Below are 23225 nucleotides of genomic sequence, written 5' to 3' on the forward strand. Positions count from 1 at the left end.
ATGAAAAAACTTTTAAATCTTCTCAGCATTCATTCTATATGTTTGTTTTTCAGCTGTCTGGCGTATGGGCAGCTTACAACTGTAAAAATTGATAAGAACACATCTTATCAGAAAATAAAAGGGTTCGGAGGATTTGTCTGCAGTCCCCAGTTTGCCTATAATCATATGTCTACATCAGAGATTCAGACACTTTGGGGAGCTTCGAGTGAAGGCGGATATAATATTATGAGATTGTATATTCCCGAGAACAGTAACAACTGGAGTTCTGTACTGGCTACAGCACAGCTTGCCAAATCTATGGGACTTACCATTTTTGCCTCGCCCTGGACCATGCCCGCAGCCTGGAAAACCAATAACCATGTCAATGCAGTGTATACTGACGCCAATGGGGTACAGCAGATCGGATATTTAAAGCCGGAAAATTATCAGGATTATGCCCTTTATCTCAACAGCTTTGTAACCTATCTTCAGAACAACGGAGTAGAGCTTGATTATATCTCCATTCAGAATGAACCGGATGAAATGGCTCAGTATCAGGGATGTATCTGGACTCCTGCACAAATTACCACTTTCATCAAGAACTATGGGCAGCTCATCAATTGTAAAGTGATTGCCCCAGAAAGTGTGGGATTTACGGATAATTTTGCCAGTGCTTTGCTGGATCCTTCGGCAATGGCTAATTTTGAAGTGTATGGAGGGCATCAATACGGGCTTATGCAGTCTACCTACAAACAATTCCAGAATTATAATAAAGAAATCTGGCAGACAGAATACCTGATCAACTGGAATTCTTCATCCACCCAGCCGGCCCGTGACTTCAGCTGGAATACAGATGCTTTTACTTTTGCCAGCAGCGTCAACAATGCATTACTGGGAAATATCAATGCCTGGATTCATTACTCTGCCAAAAGGTATTACGGGTTAATGGGTGACGGAACTTATGGAACCACCGCAGGCCTAATGACCAAAAGAGGCTATATTCTTTCACATTATGCCAAGTACACAACAGGAAAGACGAGAATAGAAGCCAAATGGGATGACAAAACCGGAGTTTTACAAGGCTCTTCATATATTTCGCAGGACGGCAATCAGGTTGTTCTTATGGTCATTAATCCTTCTCAGAACTCCTATAGTTTGAAGGTTGATCTGCCTTTTTACACGACTTCGGGAACAAAAATCCTGACCAATACGCAATCCAATATGGTGAGCACACCTATCACTATGAGTACGGCAACATTCCGTCCTACTGCTGATATCAGTCCCTCCAGTGTTATGACTTTCGTTTTTAATAAAAGCGGCGACAGGCCTGCTTCTCTCATGACAGGCGGTGATATCCATTATAATAAAATTGAAGCCCAGACTGCTACCAGTACAGCTTTTGGTACGGGATTCAATATCAGCAATACAACGGTGACGTTCTCTAATCCAAGCCCTCTTATCAGTAATAATATGACTGCGGCTAACGGATATCTTCAGCTTAATGACAGGTACAATAAGCTGATCCTGCATGTAAATAGCTATACAACGGCGGGACAAAGTTACTCAGACAATACGACTTTATACTATATCAACAGCCAGGGAGTAACGAAATCATATAATTACGGCAAGATTAATTTTCCGCAGGGAGGAAACTTCGATATCACATTAGATATTTCAAGACAGGTGCTTACAGACGGATGCAAAGGAATTTTAGGATTGAGAAATTCCAATTACAGTTCTGTGCTTACGCTTAATCTGGGCGATGTTTATTTCAATGTGGGTAATGAAATTGCCTCAAAATTAGGAGGAACCTATTCCGCAAGCGATAGCTATCTGATGGATGCCCTGGAAAATGGCTACTACACTTCTGTAGACTTCAGAAATGCTGCAGGAGTTACTTCTTCCAATAACTGGCAGCCTATGAGTGCCAACTCTAACAGCATTTATTATGTGAATTCAAACGTAAGTTCATCTGCCAATAATGTGATCTCTGGTACTACATGCTCAAATCTTGTCCTTTCCGGTCAGGGTATGGATTTTCAGGTGCCGTTTAACTTCACAGCCAATACAGCTTCTTACAGCCGTATATTTAATGGTTATGACGTCCTGATCTTACCATTCCAGGCTAATATACCTTCCGGAGTTACTGCTTATACGATGTCACCTGGAGCAAGCAATATCGGCTGTACCCCAATTTCCAACGGAATTATACCCGCAAATACTCCGGTAATCATCAATGCGACAGGAAATATTACTTTCAATGGTTCAGGAAATGTTTCTACCCCGAAAGCTATCACGGTCAACCAGATGAACGGAGTTTACCAGAGCATCAAAGTTCCGGCCAATGCTTATGTGCTGAAAACAGAAAACGGAGTAACAGGCTTCTATAAAATAACTGCCGGAAGTGAGCCTGCAATAGGATCTTTCAAAGCTTATCTTACAGAAGAAAATGCTTATTCAGCCAATGTTCTTCCTTTAAATTTCGGATCGTTAAGTGCCAGAAACATTTCTGCTGAAGCTAAAAAAGAGGGAATAAAAATATATCCTAATCCGGTAAAAGCAGATCTTTTCATTGATTCTGATTTGTCAGAAGCAGCTGCCACTATTTTTGATGCTAGAGGAAGTGTTATCAGAACCGGGTTGAAAATAAATTCAGGGAAAAACCAAATTAATGTGGGGAATTTCCCGGCTGGTATTTACTTTATTGAGGTTGCTCAAAAAAATAATATTGTGGTAAAACAAAAATTTATCAAAGAGTAAATTGAGTCCAAAGCCACCTTGAGCACTGCTTATGGTGGCTTTATTTCTACAATTTGGTAGATGAAAACCAAAAGTAAGTAGGATTTACTATTAATTTAAGTGTATTATTTACATTTATTTAAAATAGAACGTTATATTTGTTTTTCATTGCATTGTTGCTGAATAATACTGGCAATTTGTATAAAATAAGAATGAAAACATAATTATCCGTAAAAATCTGTAAAATAAGTGGTTGAAATGATTAATCACAAAATCAACAACCATTTTTCGGACTTTGCTAACCCCATTCTTATAAAGAAATATGCACAGTCATCAGTGAAAATCCGTGAAATCTGTGGTTAGAAAATCATTAATTACAGAATCCACAAAGTCTTAGGACTATATTGAAACCATATACCTATGAAAAGAATTGTAATAATCCTATGTGCAACCCTTGCAGCACCTTTATTTTTTGCCCAGAGCCATTATAAATACCCATTCAGAAACCCGGATCTTCCGGTTAATGAAAGAATAGAGAACCTTCTTACTTTACTGACAACAGAAGAAAAGATAGGAATGATGATGGATAATTCCCAGGCAGTTCCCCGTTTGGAAATTCCAGCCTACGGATGGTGGAATGAAGCACTTCACGGAGTGGCCAGAGCAGGAACAGCTACTGTTTTCCCTCAGGCGATCGGGATGGCAGCCACATGGGATGTTCCGGAGCATTTTAAAACCTTTGAAATGATCTCTGATGAAGCACGGGCAAAATACAACAGATCTTTTGATGAAGCTCTGAAAACAGGGCGGTACGAAGGACTGACCTTTTGGACCCCCAATATCAATATCTTTCGTGATCCAAGATGGGGAAGAGGCCAGGAAACCTATGGTGAAGACCCTTATCTGACCTCTGTTCTGGGCGTTGCAGCAGTAAAAGGCCTGCAGGGAAACGACTCAAAATATTTTAAGACCCATGCTTGCGCCAAACATTTTGCGGTGCACAGCGGACCGGAATGGAACCGCCATTCCTATAACGCAGAAATTTCAAAAAGAGATTTGTATGAAACGTATCTTCCCGCTTTCAAAGCGTTGGTTCAGGAAGGGAATGTAAGAGAAGTAATGTGTGCCTACAATGCTTTTGATGGCCAACCATGCTGTGCCAATAATACTTTACTTACTGAAATTCTCCGTGGAAAATGGAAGTATGACGGAATGGTAGTCTCAGACTGCTGGGCACTGGCCGATTTCTTTCAGAAAAAATACCACGGCACTCATCCTGACGAAAAAACAACCGCAGCAGATGCCCTGATACATTCCACGGATCTGGAATGCGGAGATACCTATAACAATCTGAATAAATCTCTGGCAAGCGGACTGATTACCGAAAAGGATATTGATGCGTCGATGCGCAGAATCCTGAAAGGTTGGTTTGAATTAGGAATGCTTGATCCGAGATCTTCCGTTCATTGGAATACAATTCCTTATTCTGTAGTCGATTCTGAAGACCATAAAAGACAGGCACTGAAAATGGCACAAAAATCAATTGTGCTGATGAAAAACGAAAACAATGTTCTGCCCCTTAGTAGAAACATTAAAAAAATTGCCGTTGTAGGACCAAATGCCAATGACGGGTTGATGCAACTGGGAAACTATAACGGAACCCCTTCTTCCATTGTAACGATTTTAGACGGAATCAAAACCAAATTCCCGAATACTGAAATTATCTACGAAAAAGGATGCGAAGTAACAGATCCTTCTTCCAGAACGTCATTATACCAGAATTTTATCAGTCAGAAAAACGGCGCAAAAGGAATGAAAGTAGAGTTTTTCAATAACAATGAATTCAAAGGCCAGCCAGCAAATACTTCTGTAAATTCCACCGCCATCAGCTACAACAGCTTTGGAGGAACCCAGCTTGCACCCAATGTAGGAAGAGAAAATACCTCAGCCATCATTTCAGGGATTTTTAAAAGTACCTATACAGGAGAGGTTGTGTTTTCTGCTTCCACTTCCGATGTCTATACCCTTTTCGTGGACGGAAAAGAAATTGCCACAAGAAAAGGACCTGATGCAAGACATCCTTCAGAGTTTCCTGTAAAAATGGAGAAAGGAAAAGAATACCAGATAGAACTGCGTCATACACAAAAAGGAAAATATGTAAGCATCAGCTTTGAAGTCTACAGAAAAGACCCTGTTAATTTTGCTTCGGTGAGGGAAAAGGTGAAAAGTGCAGACGTCATTGTCTTTGCAGGCGGACTTTCTCCAAGTCTGGAAGGTGAAGAAATGATGGTGAATGCAGAAGGCTTCAAAGGAGGTGACAAAACTTCGATTGCCCTTCCTAAAGTCCAGAGGGACCTGTTGGCGGAGCTTAGAAAAACCGGAAAACCTGTTGTTTTTGTTCTTTGTACCGGAAGTGCTCTGGGATTGGAACAGGATGAGAAAAATTATGATGCCCTGTTGAACGCCTGGTATAGCGGACAGTCCGGAGGAACTGCAGTGGCAGATGTTTTGGCAGGAGATTATAACCCTTCCGGAAAATTACCCATTACCTTTTACAAAAACCTTGAACAGCTGGATAACGCTCTTTCAAAGACAAGCAAGCACCAGGGATTTGAGAATTATGATATGCAGGGAAGAACCTACCGTTATATGACGGAAAAACCTCTTTATCCGTTCGGACATGGGCTGAGTTATTCAAAATTTGTTTACGGAGATTCAAAACTGAGCAAAAATACGATCAGTACCAACGAAAATGTGACGATCACAATTCCAGTAACCAATGTTTCAGAAAGGGATGGAGAAGAAGTCGTTCAGGTCTATATCAAAAGAAATAATGATGCCCAGGCACCGGTAAAAACATTAAGGGCTTTTGAGAGGACTTTAATCAAATCTAAAGAAATAAAAAATATTCAGCTAACCCTCTCCAAAGAGTCATTTGCCTTCTATGATGAAAAAGCAGATGATCTGGTTTCAAAACCCGGCGAGTATACCATTTTTTACGGCGGAACTTCTGATGATGCAGGGTTGAAAAGTATTCCGTTAACAGTAAAATAAAAATTGATTCGGAACAATTGAAACCATTGCAAGCCTACAGTAGCTTTCAAAAATATATAACCTATGACAACAAAAAATAAAATATTTTCCATCGCGATTTCCCTTAGTGCTGCTTTTTTTTCGGCTCAGAATAATACGGTCCGTACTTTTAATCTGGATCTGAAAGAAACTCCGGCACCTGTTAAAATACAACCCACCATGTACGGGATTTTTTTTGAAGACATTAATTTTGCAGCTGATGGTGGATTGTATGCGGAACTGATTAAAAACCGCAGCTTTGAATTTGACGAACCTTTCACAGGATGGAAACAGCCCAACACAAAAACACTTTCTCCTAACCTGGATTCCGGGTTTCTGACCATTTATTCTGACCCTGCCAAAACCAATAAAAATTACGCAAGAATTACTGTTCTGAACGATAAAAATTATATTCTCGAAAATGAAGGATTCAGAGGAATAGGTATTCATCAGGGTGAAAATTATGATTTCAGTTTTGATCTCGAGAATGTTTCAGGAAATATAGCTGCGGTAAATGCAAGTCTTGTTGATGAAAATGGAAAGGAAATTTCTTCAGTTTCTACACTCATAAAAGGAAAGGGATGGCAGAAGTATACAGCCGTTTTCAAATCACCACAAACTGTAGAAAAAGCAAAACTGCGGATTACATTTACCGGAAATGGCATCGTGAACATGGATATGATCTCCCTCTTCCCGCAGGACACCTGGAAAGGCAGAAAAGGAGGTTTACGAAAAGACCTCGTTCAGAAACTATATGATCTGCATCCCGGATTTTTGAGATTTCCTGGAGGCTGTATTGTAGAAGGAAGAACTTTGGCAGAACGCTATCAGTGGAAAAAAACAATAGGAAATATAGCAGACCGTGAATACCTTATCAATAAATGGAGTACAGGATTTCCGCACAGGCTTACACCGGATTACGGGCAGTCTTTCGGGTTAGGATTTTATGAATATTTCCAGCTTTCCGAAGATCTGGCTGCAGAACCTGTTCCTATTCTGAGCTGCGGAATGGCATGCCAGTTCAATACCGCAGAGCTGGTGAAAATGGAAGACCTTGATCCTTATATTCAGGATGCCCTTGACCTGATTGAATTTGCCAACGGAGATTCCGGCACAAAATGGGGGAGAATCCGTACTGAAATGGGGCATCCAAAGCCTTTTAATTTAAAATTTATCGGAGTGGGAAATGAACAGTGGGGAGCGGATTATATCGAACGCTATAAAGTATTTGAAAAAGCCATTCACACAAAATATCCTGACATAAAGATCATTTCCGGAAGCGGACCGTCACCTGACGGCGAGTTCTTTGAATATGGCTGGAAAGAACTGAAGCAGCTTAATGCACAGATTGTTGATGAACACTATTACAACTCTCCCGAATGGTTTATGAAAAATGCAGGCAGATACGATCAGTATGACCGTTCCGGGCCAAAAGTTTTTGCCGGGGAATATGCAGCCCAGTCTGTAGGCGTGGTAAAGCCTGATAATAAAAATAACTGGCTGACGGCCCTTTCAGAAGCCGCTTTTATGACCGGTCTTGAAAGAAATGCAGATGTGGTTTATATGACTTCCTACGCACCGCTTTTTGCCCATGCTGACGGCTGGCAGTGGACGCCCGATCTCATCTGGTTCAATAATCTGAAATCCTACGCGACCCCGAATTATTATGTTCAGAAATTATTTTCCAACAATAAAGGAACGGATGTATTAAAAATAGAACATAACGGAAAAGCAGTATCCGGGCAGGAAAAATTATACGCTACAGCAGTGAAGGACACGAAAACTCATGAGATTATTATAAAAATAGTCAATACTGATACTCAGGCTAAAACGGTAAATATCAAACCAGGAACTTTGAAAACAGGTAAAAAAATAACCAAAATCCTTCTATCCGCACCACAGCTTACTACTGAAAATAGTTTCGATGCTGAACCAGTGAAACCCAAAGAAGAGATTTCTGAAGCTAAAAAAGGTGAAATTTCAACAGAAATTCCCGCCAATTCTTTGTCTGTTTTAAAGGTAAAAACAATTTAATGAACTGTTTTATAGTATGTTATAAAAAATAAGTGTGTTTTTTACATTTATTTAAAATAGAATCTTATATTTGTTTTTATCTCATCAGGAGAATTTAAAATCTCAATAATCAAAAACGTTTCACCACCATGAAAAAATATGTTATCGGGCTGGACTACGGTACAGATTCCGTACGGGCGGTCCTTATTGATACTGAAAACGGTTCCGAAATAACTTCTTCAGTCAGCTACTACCAGAGATGGAAGGAAGGCCGATTTTGTAATCCCTCAGCCAACAGTTTCAGACAGCATCCTTCAGATCATATTGAAGGTCTGGAAAAAACTATTTCAGAAGTTGTAAGAGAAAGCGGAATACCGGCAGAGCAGATCGTAAGTATTTGTATTGATACTACAGGCTCTTCACCGTTACCAGTAACAAGCGACGGAATTGCCTTGGCACTGGTTCCGGGATTTGAGGAAAACCCCAATGCCATGATGATTTTATGGAAAGACCATACCGCTATCCGCGAAGCTGAAGAAATCAATACCCTTGCAAGAACCTGGGGTGGGGAAGATTATACAAAATATGAAGGCGGTATTTATTCTTCAGAATGGTTCTGGGCCAAGATACTGCACATCAGTAGAGTGGATGCAGGGGTAAAAAATGCTGCTTATAGCTGGATGGAGCACTGTGATTATCTGACTTTCCTTTTATCAGATCATAAAGACCTGGCTACCTTTAAAAGAAGCCGTTGTGCAGCTGGCCACAAAGCCATGTGGCATGAGTCATGGGATGGTCTGCCTTCCGAAGAATTCCTCAACAGGCTTGATCCTTCTCTGGGAGCGCTCAGAGGAAGATTATACAAGGAAACCTATACTTCAGATGAAATTGCCGGCTACCTGAATGAAGAATGGGCCGCAAAAACCGGTCTTACCACCAAAACCATTATTACTGTAGGAACTTTTGATGCCCATTCAGGCGCAGTAGGAGCTAGGGTGGAAGAAAATACCCTGATCAGGATCATGGGAACTTCTACCTGCGATATTATGGTGGCCTCACAGGAAGCTATCGGAGATACAACCGTAAAAGGAATCTGCGGACAGGTTGACGGCTCCGTAATTCCGGGACTGATAGGGCTTGAAGCAGGACAGTCAGCCTTTGGAGATGTGCTGGCATGGTATAAAGATATCCTGATGTGGCCGGTTCACCAGGTGATGATACATTCCGAAAATATTTCAGAGGAGCAGAAAACAAAGCTCGCTGAAGAAATGGAGGCCGGACTTATCAGAAAATTGACCCTTGAAGCAGAAAAAATTCCTCTCTCAGATGCTGTTCCGATTGCATTGGACTGGGTAAACGGAAGAAGAACACCGGATGCAGACCAGGAACTTAAAGCAGCGATCAGCCAGCTTTCTTTGGGAACAAAAGCTCCCCATATTTTTAAAGCTTTAGTCAATGCTATTTGTTTCGGAGCTAAAAAGATCGTTGACCGTTTTGAAGACGAAGGGGTGAAAATCAATAAAGTGATCGGAATCGGTGGAGTAGCAAGGAAATCGCCATTTATCATGCAGACTCTCGCTAATGTTCTGGATATGCCGATTGTTGTTGCCGCTTCAGACCAGACTCCTGCTCTGGGTGCTGCTGTTTATGCGGCCGTGTCAGCAGGAATTTATCCGACCGTTCAGGAAGCCAGTATGAAAATGGGCTCCGGATTTGAAGCGGAATACCAGCCGAAAGCCGAAGAAGTACAGTACTACAGAGAACTAATGCAGCAATACCAGAAGCTTGCTGATTTTGTAGAATATAATACCAAACTGAAAAACAACAGGAAAGAACTTCAGAACTCCTGATTCTCGAATATTAACCTTTTGAATGACACTCAAATGAATACCTATAAAGAACTCCAAAGAGAATGTTACGAAGCGAATATGCAGCTGGATGCCCTGAAGCTGGTGGTCTATACCTTTGGAAATGTAAGTGCTGTGGACCGTGATAAAGGGATTTTTGCCATTAAACCAAGCGGTGTCCCTTATGATATTTTAAAGCCGGAAGATATGGTGATTTTAGATTTTGATGCCAATGTCATTGAAGGCAGGCTCAGACCTTCTTCCGATACCAAGACCCATGCTTACCTGTACAAAAACTGGGAAAACATCGGTGGAATTTCCCACACTCATGCGATCTATTCCGTGGCGTGGGCACAGGCACAAATGGATATTCCTGTTTTCGGGACCACCCATGCAGACCATTTAACAACAGATATTCCCTGCGCTCCACCTATGCGGGATGAGCTGATCGAAGGAAACTACGAATACAACACAGGAATACAGATTCTGGAATGCTTTAAAGAAAAACAGCTCTCTCCGGAAGAAGTGGAAATGGTTCTTATCGGCAATCACGGTCCGTTTACCTGGGGAAAAAATGCTGAGAAAGCGGTCTACAACAGCAAAGTGCTGGAAACCATTGCCGAAATGGCGTACCTCACCAGGCAGATCAATCCTGATGCAGAACGTCTGAAAGACTCACTCATCAAAAAACATTATGAACGTAAACACGGCAAGAATGCTTATTACGGACAGGAATTTAAACACTAAACATTTCAAGATAAACAACTATTAACGATCAACAAAACTATGTTAACACCTCTCAATACCAAAGAAGTCTGGTTCATCACAGGAAGTCAGCATTTATACGGACCAGAAACACTGGCACAGGTAGCAGAACACTCACAGAAAATTGTGGCAGAACTTGAAAAATCTTCTTTCATCCCGGTAAAAGTTATTGTAAAGCCAACGGTAAAAACTACCGAAGAGATATTTGAAACCATTGCAGCAGCCAATCATGCAGAAAACTGTATAGGAGTAATTACGTGGATGCATACTTTTTCACCCGCTAAAATGTGGATCAGAGGGCTAAAAATTTTACAGAAGCCTCTTCTGCATCTGCATACCCAATTCAACAGAGATATTCCGTGGTCTACCATGGATATGGATTTTATGAATCTTAACCAGGCTGCTCACGGAGACCGTGAATTTGGTTTTATGGTGAGCAGACTCAGAAAAAACAGAAAAGTAGTGGTAGGGCACTGGTCAGAAGAAAGAGTTCAGAAGCAAATTGGTGACTGGAGCCGTGTTGCTGCAGGCTGGGACGACTGGCAGGGCGCTAAATTTGCACGTTTCGGAGATAATATGCGGTTTGTTGCCGTTACAGATGGAGATAAAGTGGAAGCTGAAACCCAGTTCGGCTTTTCAGTGAATACCTGGGGAATCGGTGATCTTGTAGGCGTTATCAATTCTGTAAGTGAGGGAGAAATAAAAAGCCTGATGGAAGAATATGAATCTTCTTATCACATGGCAGCATCTCTTTTGGAGGGAGGAGCCAACAGAAGTTCGCTGCACACCGCTGCAAAAATTGAATTAGGACTTGAGAAGTTTTTAAAAGACGGTGGATTTAAAGGATTCTCTGATACTTTTGAAGACCTTCACGGGCTGGAGCAGCTGCCGGGAATTGCCGTACAGAGACTGATGCAGAAAGGATACGGATTTGCAGGCGAAGGAGACTGGAAAACCGCAGCGCTCGTACGTGCCATGAAAACAATGGGGCAGGGCCTTGAAGGTGGAAATGCCTTTATGGAAGATTATACCTATCATTTAGACCCTTCCAATCCTTCCATTTTAGGCTCCCATATGCTGGAAGTAGATCCTGTGCTGGCAGCCGGGAAACCTTCATGTGAGATCCATCCGCTGGGAATCGGAGGAAAAGCAGATCCCGTTCGTCTTGTTTTTAACTCCAGAGGAAATATTGATTCTCTTAATGCTGCCCTGATGGACTTTGGAAACCATTTCAGACTGCTGATCAACAAGACCAGAGCATTGGAAATTACAGAAGAGCTGCCAAAACTTCCGGTAGCAAGGGTTTTATGGAAACCTCTGCCTGATTTATATACGGCTGCAGAAGCCTGGATACTGGCAGGAGGGGCACACCATACATGTTACAGTGAAAATATTTCGGCAGAACAGCTGGAAGATTTTGCTGAGATAGCAGGAATTGAATCATTAGTTATTGATGAAGATACCAGAATGCGTGATTTCAAAAATACACTTCGTTGGAATGAAATGTATTATCGTTAATTAATTGTAAAAAATATGTAAATAATTATGAAAAAAACAACATATAACGGCATTTTTATTTTATTATTTTTAATTATTTTCGGCTGCAGAAAAGAAAATAACAAACAGAATATTTCAGGAAAAATGGAGAATGTTCAAACTTCAGACTATGGAGTGACGCCCAAAGGCGATTCTATTAAAAAATACACATTAAGCAATAAAAACGGGATGAAAGTTGAAGTCATCAACTTCGGCGGGATTATCACTTCTTTAACTGCTCCTGATAAGAACGGGAAATATGAAGATGTGGTTCTGGGTTTTACAAAACCTGAAGGATATTTTGATGGAAACCCTTATTATTTTGGGGCTTTGATCGGAAGATATGGCAATAGGATTGCTAATGCAAAATTCTCGCTGGAAGGTAAAGCATACGAAATTGATAAAAATGATGGTCCCAACAGCCTTCACGGAGGAAAGGAGGGATTTCATACCAGATTCTGGAATATTGAGGTAGTAAAAGATGCAAAATTTCCGACATTGAAATTATCCTATACCAGTGCAGACGGTGAGGAAGGATATCCGGGGAAATTAACAACAACTGTTTTTTACACGCTTACAGACGACAATGCCTTGGAAATTTCGTATGAAGCTGAAACAGATAAGACTACTGTAGTGAATCTTACCCAGCATTCTTATTTTAACCTGTCAGGAAATTTTACTAAAATGATTACTGATCATGAATTACAAATTAATGCAGACCATTTTCTTCCGGTAAATGAAACATTGATTCCTACCGGTGAGCAGAAAGCAGTAAAAGGAACTCCTTTTGATTTTACGATTTCAAAGCCTATCGGAAAAGATATCAGTGCAGACGATGATCAGCTGAAAAAAGGAAAAGGATATGACCATAACTGGATTTTGAATGGAAAAGGTTTGAGAAGTATCGCCAAAGTGTATCACCAGGGAACAGGAAGATTAATGGAAGTCTTCACAGATGAACCCGGTGTGCAGTTTTATTCCGGAAATTTTCTTGACGGAAAGTTTGATACCAAAACCGGAGGTAAAAATGAATTCAGAACAGGATTTTGCTTAGAGACACAACACTTCCCGGATTCACCGAATCAGCTTTCTTTCCCTTCCACAGAACTGAAGCCCGGACAGAAATACCACTCGAAAACCATCTATAAATTCTCCGTAAAAAAGTAAACTATGGGAAAATTAGCAACTATTGATATCATCATATTCCTGATCTATTTTGTAGTGGTAGCTTCTTACGGATTATGGATCTATAAAAAGAAAAAGTCTGAATCTACAGGAAGTAAGGATTATTTCCTTGCGGAAGGATCTTTGACCTGGTGGGCGATCGGAGCCAGCTTAATTGCCTCCAATATTTCCGCTGAGCAGTTTATTGGAATGAGCGGTGAAGGTTTCTTTGTCGGAATTGCTGTTGCCGCTTACGAATGGATTGCTGCCGTTGCACTGATCATTATCGCAGTCTGGTTTATTCCGATCTATCTTAAAAATAAGATTTATACCATGCCCCAGTTTCTGGAAAGAAGGTATAACAAATCTGTTTCGCTCATCATGGCAGTATTCTGGCTGTTTCTGTATGTTATCGTGAATCTTACTTCCATTCTTTACCTTGGAGCTCTTGCCATTGATACTTTATTAGGAGGAGAACATCTTCACGGTATTATGATCGCTCTTTTGCTTATGGCCCTTCTGATCGGTCTCGGAGGAATGAAAGTAATTGGATATACAGACGTTATACAGGTGGCAGTCCTTATTATCGGAGGTTTTGCAACAGTTTATATGGCATTGCAGATTGTGGACCAGAGAATCAACGGAGCGGCTGTAGGAAATGCGCTGGCAGGATTCAATACCCTGATCAATGAGGCTCCGCAGCACTTTAAGCTGATTCTTCAAAAACCAACAACTACGACTACTACTTTGGCAATGCCTCAGAACCTTGAGGTACAGAAATATGTGGTGTTACCGGGTCTGGCCATGTATTTTGCCGGGCAGTGGATTGTTAACCTGAACTATTGGGGATGCAATCAATATATTACACAGAGAGCTTTGGGAGCAGATCTCAAAACGGCAAGAACAGGAATTTTATTTGCTGGTTTCCTGAAATTATTCATGCCTGTAATTGTTATGCTTCCGGGAATCGCTGCTTACGTTTTATATTCCAAAGGACACCTTCCGGGATTCAACGGAGTGAAAGACGGGGCATACTCTGCAATATTGGGATTTTTACCTGTTGGACTTAAAGGATTGGCTATTGCAGCATTGACCGCAGCAATTGTAGCTTCACTGGCAGGAAAAGTGAACAGTATCTCAACCATTTTTACCCTGGATATCTATAAGAAATACCTTAAAACAGATGCCACCGAAATTCAGATGGTGAGAACAGGCCGCTGGGTCATTATTATTGCAATGATGGCAGCACTGGCCTTTACCTGGACAGATGTTTTAGGAATTGGTGGTGAAGGCGGTTTCACATTTATCCAGAAATATACAGGCTTTATCAGTCCTGGAGTTTTTGCCATGTTCCTTCTGGGAATGTTCTGGAAAAGAACGACTGGCACAGCGGCTTTGGTAGGAGTAATTTTAGGTTTTGTTCTTGCCATTTTCTTCAACAGCTTTGCCGTGGGAATTTTTGGGAAAGAGACGTGGATGTACACAGCATTCACTTATGAAAAGCTGGAGAACGGAGTAGTGCATACCATTACCGAAATTCCTTTCCTGATCAATATGGGATGGTCATTCTTTATCACCATCATCGCGATGATTCTGATCAGTTTTGCAGGTCCGAAAATTAATCCTAAAGCCTTTGCCATTGATGTAGCAATGTTTAAAGTAGACAACAGGACATTAGTTTTGATTGTGATGACGCTGCTTTTACTGACCGCCTTGTATGTAAGGTTTTGGTAAGTGAATGGTCAATAGTGAATTCGTTTCACTTGTCAATTTTAGAAATTCACCATTGACTTGCGAAGCAAAATTGACTTTTTAAAAGTGAATGGTCAATAGTGAATTCGTTTCACTGTCAATTTTAGAAATTCATTATTGACTGCGAAGCAAATTGACTTTTTAAAAGTGAAAGGTCAATAGTGAATTCGCTTTATTGTCAATTTTTAAAAATTCACCATTGACTTGCGAAGCAAAATTGACTTTTTAAAAGTGAATGGTCAATAGTGAATTCGTTTCACTGTCAATTTTAGAAATTCATTATTGACTGCGAAGCAAATTGACTTTTTAAAAGTGAAAGGTCAATAGTGAATTCGCTTTATTGTCAATTTTTAAAAATTCACCATTGACTTGCGAAGCAAAATTGACTTTTCACATACAATAAAAAAACAGGATGCTTAAAAAGCACCCTGTTTTTTTATTAATATCAGTTCATTCCAATATATTTAAACTTGAACAATTGACATGACGTACCGTAGTAATCCCAAAGGTGTAAGTTTGAATTGCCATCCATGGTACAGTTGGGAATGTCCCAGCCACGTGTAGGGTCTACCTTGGACAGGATTTTATAATAACCATTGGAGACAGCAACTACCTGCCAGGCTTGTGCATCATTACCATAGTTCTGCCAAAGCCTGATCGAGGTTCCTAGTGTATTGCTGTTACTGGCTAAGTCAATGCAGCGATTGGTTGCACTCGCTTTGGATACAAAACGCCAGTAACCATTGCCGGCGTCAATTGCAACCCAGCGCTGTGCGGCAGCACCATTCCTTGTCCATGGTCTTAACACTGCGCCATTGGCATCCTCTCCGGATTTTAGATCAACTACTTTATTGGCATCGGTCTGAAACTCGATTTCGTAAATACCATTATTAACCAGGCTGCTGGTTGTATTACAGTTTCCAACAGGATAATTGGAGGATGCATATTGCTGGAACCACTGTTTAACTGGTGCGGCGCAGGCTTCCCAATCGTTGTTGTAGGCTGTTCCTGCATTAGGATCGCCTTTGTGGAGGAGATTATCCGGGGCAAGAACATTCCAGCTTACATTGCCTGACTGATCCACGATATATTTTAAATTGGCGCCAAATCCGCTTCCGCCTGCGGTACCTGTTGTACCGATGCCGAAGGTACCATAGCCCTGCGGTGCCCAGTCGGTCTCGGTAATAGCAATCGGTGCAATGTCTGCAATCGGTTTAACGTTGATATTCCATGCGTTCTGAAAGGCTTGATAGTTGCTGAGACCGCCCCAGTAAGCTGGATAGATATGAACAGCATAACCAATATTACCACCTGTAATCTGGTTATTGACATAGCCTTGATAATGTGATTGCCATCCTGTGCCCGGTATCCAGCAAACATTATTGGCTCCGTTGTTACGGATAATATTGACTAATGGCTGGAAGAAGTTTTTAAGTGCTGCAAAGTGCTCGTTTCCTGTAGATCCCCATGTGCCATTTGTTCCCAGAATCTCAACTGGTTCGTTGGCTAATTCGAACATCACATTGTCAGCGTTCTTTAGGCCCGGATGCTGCGACAAAAAGGTCCATACGGTTTTAAGATAGCTATGATAAGCATCGTTCACAGCAATACGATTTGGACATACACCTGGTGGACGCAGGATGACATACATTCCCAGGCTGCGGGCATGGTTGATCAGTGGAATTATTACCTGATCTGTATACGTTACCAGGCGGTTATAATTGAATCTTGAGATGTCGTTCTCAGGGATGGCCGGTCCGGGATCATTGGTCCAATACGGGTCAATATGAAGACGGATGTAATTGAGATACCAACCATCAGCAGCACTGCTAAGTTTGTTCATGACAGCTTTATTATAGTTCAGAGCGCCCTGTACATTGTAATTATCCCAGGTACAGTAGCCGGAATTAGCCCCATACTGACAACCATTGAACCAGGGGCTGGGAGTTATGGCGACACCATGTAAGACAACATTATTGTCACAGGGATCTTTAAGGTATCTGCCTCCGACATGCAGCATTGGTGTTGCTGCCAACGCTCTTGCGCTAGCGCCGACACTTAAGTTGGTGTCAGGGTCTTCTAGTAAATTTTTTTCATCCATCGTAGAACAGCTGGAAAGAATGATTAACAGAAAGGCCAGAAAAAGCCACATTTTGTTTGTTTTCATAATTTGATATATTTAAAGTTTGGTCTCATTTTTTAGCCGTCAATATTTTGATTCTTCATATTGCGCAGGAGTATTGCGCAGATAAGTAAAACTTCTTAATTTTTATTAACGGTGGATTTGAATAAGGATTGATTTCAGATTACTAAACCGTTTAACCTGTTTGTCTCCATATTTCCTTACCTAAATACCGCTTTTAGGTAGAATACTGGAACCATTTCTATTCAGTTTGCAATTGGAAATTCTTTTTCTCTCTTTTTTCTGGTTCCCGCGAAGTTAAGTTCGGGGCTTGTGAAAATTTGAGTTGTTGTTGAATATGGTTATTAGTTTTGTATAAAAATACATATAATATTAAATATAAATCAATATTTTATTAAAAATTAACAAAAAATTATATATCATAAATAAGATTATAAACCATATAATTATAATACATTGTGTGGTAGGAGAAAAGAAAAAACCTTATCATAAATTTTTATGACGATCATTCTGAAAAAAGACCAAATAACTGTTTGGCTTGCTTGAAATTTCCGCCAGGAACACAAAAAAAATCTCACAAAAGTGAGATTTTAATAAGAGTATGCTGAATTTTCTATCATTCTAAATTGTTAATTTTCTGGAATACTTTTTCCAAAATTAAACAGGTTGGTCTATCAGATTTTAAACATAAATCCCCGCGAGATTTTTTTATTGTATTTTTTTTCATCAAACCGATAAAGAAAAGACCCTTTTCTGGATGACGTCATATCCTTTTTATTCGTATTCACAAGGATATCCATACTGTTGATCTTGCTGGTAAAATTCCGCTTGTCAAATTTTTCATCAAAAATAGCTTCATAAAGATTCTGAAGATCTTTCATTGTGAACTTTTCAGGAAGAAGCTCAAATCCTATAGGTCCTGTGGAAGCTCTTCTTCTTAATCTTGCTACAGCATCCTTTACCATTTCGTTATGATCGAAAATAAGGTCAGGAGCTTTCTGCAGTTCCACCCATTTTGCACTGTACTGCTCATTGATCTGGATGTTTTTCTCAATATTGATCAGTGCATAATAGGAGATAGACATGATTCTGGCTGTCGGCTCACGGTTAATTTCCGTATAACATTTCAGCTGTTCAAGATAAATATTTTCAAGACCGGTCAATGTACACAGAACTCTGTTGGCCGCCTCATCAGAGGTTTCCTCACTGCCAACGAAGCCACCCATCAACGACCATTCGCCCATTTGAGGTTCAAAATTTCTTTTTACCAAAAGTATTTTAAGATTTTCGCCGTCAAAACCGAAAATGATACAGTCAACAGCAACAAGGTGTTTGGGATATTGGGAGTAATCCTCAGTCATCTTTTATATTTTACTACAAAGGTAAAGCTTTTATGAATATGATATTATATAAATGTGATTCATACACTTTTTAATCTGAATGATTTATTTCATTAAAATTATTTCTAAAGGATATTTTGGGAGGTAAAACCGTTATCAAAACCGGAAAATATCACAGAAATCAGGTTAATCATACATGAATTGAATGTTAAAATTGTGTTAAAATTAAAAATAAGATTGATAATAGTCAAGAAAAGGGACTTAACGTTAAAAATACGATAAGGTATTTGCTATATCTTTGAAATTTTTGCCAAAACATGTTCTGAATTCATTTTCATAGGGAATCATATGGTTTTAAGGTTTTGTTTTTCTGTGAATTAATTATCTTATTTTTTATGATAAGGTAGTGTGTTTTTTGTTGTTTTCAGGGCTTTATTGAAAGTTTTAAATGAAAAAATTAGTCAAACAGACTCAGGAAATGTTTCGTATATAGATTCTTTCTGTTATTTTAGAAATGTTGAATTAACATTTATCCATGACCCCAAAACTTTCGGTTATTTTATTGTGTTTTGCTTCATTTGCCTCAGCGCAGATGAATAAGAAAATTCATTATTTCCCTTTGGAAACTGTAAAGTTATCAGAGAGTGTTTTCAATAAAGCTATGATGGCAGACCGTCAATATCTCATGGCAATGGAACCTGACAGGCTGCTGGCTCCTTATCTTAAAGAAGCCGGGTTGAAACCCAGGGCAGATAATTATCCCAATTGGGAAAATACAGGACTGGACGGTCACATAGGAGGACATTATATTTCCGCATTATCCCTGATGTATGCTTCTACAGGAGATACTGCGATACAACAGAGAATTGATTATATGATCAATGAACTGGAACGGTGCCAGAAAACCTCTCCGGACGGATACATTTCAGGGATTCCTAACGGGAAAAGAATCTGGAAAGAAATAAAACAGGGAAATATTCGCGCTTCAGGCTTCGGTTTGAACGACCGCTGGGTACCTTTATATAATATTCACAAACTTTACTCAGGGCTGCGCGATGCGTATTGGTATGCCAAAAATGAAAAAGCAAAGGCAATGCTTGTAAAGCTTACAGATTGGATGATGAATGAAGTGTCGGATCTTTCTGATGAACAGATACAGGATATGCTGCGCAGTGAACATGGAGGGCTCAACGAAGTTTTTGCAGATGTTTACGATATCACTCATGATAAAAAGTATCTGAAACTGGCTCACCGTTTTTCCCATCAGGCTATTCTTACACCGCTTTTATCAGGAGAAGATAAACTTACAGGACTGCATGCCAATACACAGATTCCAAAAGTAATCGGCTATAAACGGATTGCCGATCTTGAGAATAATACGTCCTGGAGTAATGCCGCTGATTTTTTCTGGCATAACGTTACAGAGAAAAGATCTTCAGTTATTGGCGGAAACAGTGTTAGTGAGCACTTTAACCCTGTCAATGATTTCAGCAGCATGATCAAAAGTATTGAAGGTCCCGAAACCTGCAATACCTATAATATGCTGAAGCTGACCAAAGAGCTTTATGCAACGCAGCCCGAATCGTATTATATAGATTATTACGAAAAAGCTTTATACAATCATATTCTTTCCACAGAAAATCATGATCAGGGAGGCTTTGTGTACTTTACGCCAATGCGTCCCGGACATTACCGTGTGTATTCGCAGCCTCAGACCAGCTTCTGGTGCTGTGTAGGATCCGGAATGGAAAACCATGCCAAATATGGAGAAATGATTTATGCCCGGTCGGATAAGGATTTATATGTGAACTTATTTATCCCTTCCACATTGACATGGAAACAGCAAAAAGTAGTGCTCCGCCAGGTCAATAACTTCCCGGAAGTTCCTGAAACAACATTGATCTTTGATGCTGCAGGAAAATCAGAATTTGATGTAAAACTTAGATGTCCCGAATGGACTACACCTTCGGAAGTAAAAATTCTGATCAACGGAAAACAGGAAAAAGTACAGCGAGGTTCTGACGGTTATTTTACGCTGACTAAAAAATGGAAAAAAGGTGATGTCGTGAAAATGATTTTACCTATGCATCTTTCCGCAGAACAGCTGCCTGACCGCTCCAGTTATTATGCATTTAAATACGGCCCTGTGGTGCTTGCCGCAAAATACGGGACCGAAAACCAACAGGGACTTCTTGCGGACGATAGCAGAGGAGGCCATATTGCTCATGGTCCGCAGATTCCTTTAAACGAAATTCCTGTTATCCTCGGAAATTCTTCAGAAGTTGTCAGTCATGTTGAGCCTTCGAACAATAAACCGCTCAACTTTACCGTTACAGGTCTTTATCCGTCTGAAAAATTCGGGAAAGGGCTCAGTCTTGTGCCGTTTTACAGTATTCAGGCAGAAAGATATATTTTATACTGGCCTCAGGCTGATAAAAACGGAATAGAAAATATTTTGAAGCAAAGGGCAAAAGAAGAAGCAGAAACCAGAAAGCTGGATATGATCACCGCAGATAAGATCCAATTGGGCGAACAGCAGCCGGAATCAGACCATTTTATAGAAAGCAAAGACTCTGGTACAGGATATATGGAAGACCGCCATTTCCGTGATGCCAAAGGCTGGTTCAGTTACCGGATTAAAAATACCGGAAAAAATGCTTCATACCTTTACCTGCTGTACTTTGATGCGAATACCAGCCGTACGCTGAATATTGAGATCAACGATAAAAAAATCATTACCCAAAATCTGGAAGGAAAGTCCGGAAGTTTACCTCAATATCTGATTGTTCCGATTCCGGATTCAGAAAAGAATAAAGAAAATCTTAGTGTAAAATTCCTTGCAGATGAAAAACTCATGACCGCTAAAGTCATTGAAGTCCGGTTACTGACAGAAAATTACGAAAAGAAATAAAGCTGAACCAACATTAAAAACAGATTTTTTCCATGAAGAACAGAACTCTATATTTATTATTTTTTCTTGCAGCTATTTGCAGTTTTCATGCAAAGGTAAGACTTCCCGCATTGGTTTCAGACGGAATGATCCTTCAGAGAAATCAGGATCTTAAAATCTGGGGATATGCAGACGCAGGAGAAAAAATTACAATTAAGTTTATCAATAAAACCTATAATGCCACAGCAGACCAAAGGGGAAACTGGTCTCTTATGATTCCAAAGCTTAATGCCGGAGGTCCATATACCATGATGATTAATGAGATCACCCTTAAAGATATTCTTATTGGTGATGTATGGGTAGCCTCAGGACAATCCAATATGGAACTTCCGATGCGCAGGCTGACACCTTTGTATGAAAATGAAATTAAAAACGCCAATAATCAGAATATAAGATTCTTCACGGTTCCGCAGAAATATAATTTTAAAGCTCCGCAAAATGATCTTGACGGAGGGAAGTGGGAAAGTACCAATCCTCAGACTATTCTTGATTTTTCAGGCGTTGCTTATTTTTTTGCGAAAGAACTGAATGAAAAAAACAAAATTCCTGTAGGAATCATTCATACCAGTCTGGGAGGTTCTCCGGTTCAGGCCTGGATGGATGAAAAATCATTGAAAAAATACCCGGAATACCTGGCTGAAGCAGAAAAATGGAAAAATGATGATCTGATACAATCTACAGAATCCCAGGAAAGATCATTGAGCAAAGCATGGTATGCAGAGCTGGATCAGAGTGATATTGGGTTCAATCAGCACTGGGAAAAAGATAACGCTAATGATTCCGAATGGAAAAACATGATGGTTCCGGGATCGTGGGAAGATCAGGAAGGTTCATTTGACGGTTCGGTATGGTTCCGTAAAGAAATTATCCTGCCAAAAGGAGTGGATCAGAAAACGGCATTTCTCAATCTGGGAAGGATAAAAGATGCCGATATTACTTACATCAACGGAATCAAAGTAGGAAATGTAACCTATGAATATCCGCCACGCTGGTATGACATTCCGAAAGGTATTTTAAAAGAAGGAAAGAATATCATTACGGTTAGAGTTATCAATGGCAGCGGAAAAGGACAGTTTATTGCTGATAAACCGTATTACTTAGAAATTGATGGACAAAAAACAGACCTTAAAGGCGAGTGGAAATATAAGATAGGAGCAAAAATGGAAAAAATGGCTCCCGGACAGACATTTATCCGCTGGAAACCGGTAGGGCTTTACAATGCCATGATTAATCCGCTGATCAATTATAAAATCAAAGGATTTATCTGGTATCAGGGTGAAAGTAATACCGGGAAACCAAAAGAATACGGAGATTTGCTTTCAACAATGATTTTAGATTGGCGTTCAAAATGGAACAAGACTGATTTGCCGTTCTTCATTGTACAGCTGGCTAATTTTATGGAGAAAAAGGATGAACCGATTGAAAGCAACTGGGCTGAGCTGAGAGAACAGCAGAGACAGGTTTCTCTGAATGTTCCTTATTCAGGACTTGCGGTAACGATTGATGTGGGAGAATGGAACGATATTCATCCGCTCAATAAAAAAACAGTGGGTGACAGGCTGGCTTTACAGGCCCTGAAAGTAGGGGAAGGCAAAAAAATCATAGCTGACGGACCTGTTTATCAGTCGATGAAAACAGAAGGCAATACCATTATTTTATCCTTTAAAACCGGAACAGATGATCTGGTACAGGGAAGCCTTACAGGTTTTGCCATACAGCAGAAAGACGGCCGTTATCAATGGGCAAAAGCAGAAGCAAAAGGTAATAAAGTCGTTGTCTGGAATGATCAGGTCACCAGTCCTGTCAATGTACGTTACGACTGGGCAGACAACCCAGACGGCAATCTTAAAAATAAAAGCGGGCTTCCGGCTTCACCTTTTACAACAGAAAAAAATTAATTTAACATAGAAACCTTATTAGAATCA

12 protein-coding genes are annotated in these 23225 nt (G+C 40.2%); 10 read left to right on the forward strand and 2 right to left on the reverse strand.

Features of this window, described 5'->3' with window-relative positions:
• From DEU40_RS10530 to DEU40_RS10565, 8 genes are all read left to right on the forward strand, one after another.
• Positions 1–2739: a T9SS type A sorting domain-containing protein gene (locus DEU40_RS10530; protein WP_110009784.1), complete on the forward strand. Its 2739-nt coding sequence runs from the start codon at positions 1–3 to the stop codon at positions 2737–2739.
• Between the two features lie 399 nt (positions 2740–3138).
• Positions 3139–5772, forward strand: coding sequence for a beta-glucosidase (locus DEU40_RS10535; RefSeq protein WP_110009785.1), 2634 nt, complete (start codon positions 3139–3141; stop codon positions 5770–5772).
• Between the two features lie 63 nt (positions 5773–5835).
• Entirely contained in the window at positions 5836–7824 is a 1989-nt protein-coding gene (locus DEU40_RS10540) for an alpha-L-arabinofuranosidase C-terminal domain-containing protein (protein ID WP_110009786.1), read from the forward strand.
• Positions 7825–7952: 128 nt separating this feature from the next.
• A complete protein-coding gene (locus DEU40_RS10545) occupies positions 7953–9653 on the forward strand; it encodes a ribulokinase (protein WP_110009787.1) in 1701 nt (566 codons plus the stop codon).
• Positions 9654–9686: 33 nt separating this feature from the next.
• A complete protein-coding gene (locus DEU40_RS10550; protein WP_002978734.1) occupies positions 9687–10397 on the forward strand; it encodes an L-ribulose-5-phosphate 4-epimerase in 711 nt (236 codons plus the stop codon).
• Positions 10398–10436: 39 nt separating this feature from the next.
• Complete coding sequence (gene araA, locus DEU40_RS10555; RefSeq protein ID WP_110009788.1) at positions 10437–11933, forward strand: L-arabinose isomerase; 1497 nt, start codon at positions 10437–10439, stop codon at positions 11931–11933.
• 27 nt (positions 11934–11960) lie between these two features.
• The gene (locus tag DEU40_RS10560) at positions 11961–13118 is read left to right on the forward strand and encodes an aldose epimerase family protein (RefSeq protein ID WP_110009789.1); all 1158 of its coding nucleotides are present in this window, start codon (positions 11961–11963) and stop codon (positions 13116–13118) included.
• 3 nt (positions 13119–13121) lie between these two features.
• Positions 13122–14849, forward strand: coding sequence for a sodium:solute symporter family transporter (locus tag DEU40_RS10565; protein ID WP_110009790.1), 1728 nt, complete (start codon positions 13122–13124; stop codon positions 14847–14849).
• Between the two features lie 463 nt (positions 14850–15312).
• On the opposite strand, the gene DEU40_RS10570 is transcribed toward DEU40_RS10565, so the two are convergent.
• Entirely contained in the window at positions 15313–17034 is a 1722-nt protein-coding gene (locus DEU40_RS10570; protein ID WP_110009791.1) for an RICIN domain-containing protein, read from the reverse strand.
• Between the two features lie 650 nt (positions 17035–17684).
• Entirely contained in the window at positions 17685–18371 is a 687-nt protein-coding gene (locus DEU40_RS10575) for an NUDIX hydrolase (RefSeq protein ID WP_110009792.1), read from the reverse strand.
• A 514-nt stretch (positions 18372–18885) separates the two neighbouring features.
• Between DEU40_RS10575 and DEU40_RS10580 the strand changes: the two genes are divergently transcribed.
• Positions 18886–21261: a glycoside hydrolase family 127 protein gene (locus DEU40_RS10580; RefSeq protein ID WP_110009793.1), complete on the forward strand. Its 2376-nt coding sequence runs from the start codon at positions 18886–18888 to the stop codon at positions 21259–21261.
• Positions 21262–21293: 32 nt separating this feature from the next.
• Positions 21294–23198 carry a sialate O-acetylesterase gene (locus DEU40_RS10585; RefSeq protein WP_110009794.1) on the forward strand — a complete coding sequence of 635 codons (1905 nt, stop codon included), beginning with the start codon at positions 21294–21296 and terminating at the stop codon, positions 23196–23198.
• Positions 23199–23225: the final 27 nt, after the last annotated feature.

It is taken from the genome of Chryseobacterium sp. AG844 (genome assembly GCF_003182335.1).
In the GTDB taxonomy this organism is placed as follows: Bacteria; Bacteroidota; Bacteroidia; order Flavobacteriales; family Weeksellaceae; genus Chryseobacterium; species Chryseobacterium cupriresistens.

Coding starts and splice junctions, on each gene's coding strand:
- DEU40_RS10530 (WP_110009784.1), top strand. CDS start 1: ATGAAAAAACTTTTAAATCTTCTCAGCATTCATTCTATATGTTTGTTT.
- DEU40_RS10535 (WP_110009785.1), top strand. CDS start 3,139: ATGAAAAGAATTGTAATAATCCTATGTGCAACCCTTGCAGCACCTTTA.
- DEU40_RS10540 (WP_110009786.1), top strand. CDS start 5,836: ATGACAACAAAAAATAAAATATTTTCCATCGCGATTTCCCTTAGTGCT.
- DEU40_RS10545 (WP_110009787.1), top strand. CDS start 7,953: ATGAAAAAATATGTTATCGGGCTGGACTACGGTACAGATTCCGTACGG.
- DEU40_RS10550 (WP_002978734.1), top strand. CDS start 9,687: ATGAATACCTATAAAGAACTCCAAAGAGAATGTTACGAAGCGAATATG.
- araA (WP_110009788.1), top strand. CDS start 10,437: ATGTTAACACCTCTCAATACCAAAGAAGTCTGGTTCATCACAGGAAGT.
- DEU40_RS10560 (WP_110009789.1), top strand. CDS start 11,961: ATGAAAAAAACAACATATAACGGCATTTTTATTTTATTATTTTTAATT.
- DEU40_RS10565 (WP_110009790.1), top strand. CDS start 13,122: ATGGGAAAATTAGCAACTATTGATATCATCATATTCCTGATCTATTTT.
- DEU40_RS10570 (WP_110009791.1), bottom strand. CDS start 17,034: ATGAAAACAAACAAAATGTGGCTTTTTCTGGCCTTTCTGTTAATCATT.
- DEU40_RS10575 (WP_110009792.1), bottom strand. CDS start 18,371: ATGACTGAGGATTACTCCCAATATCCCAAACACCTTGTTGCTGTTGAC.
- DEU40_RS10580 (WP_110009793.1), top strand. CDS start 18,886: ATGACCCCAAAACTTTCGGTTATTTTATTGTGTTTTGCTTCATTTGCC.
- DEU40_RS10585 (WP_110009794.1), top strand. CDS start 21,294: ATGAAGAACAGAACTCTATATTTATTATTTTTTCTTGCAGCTATTTGC.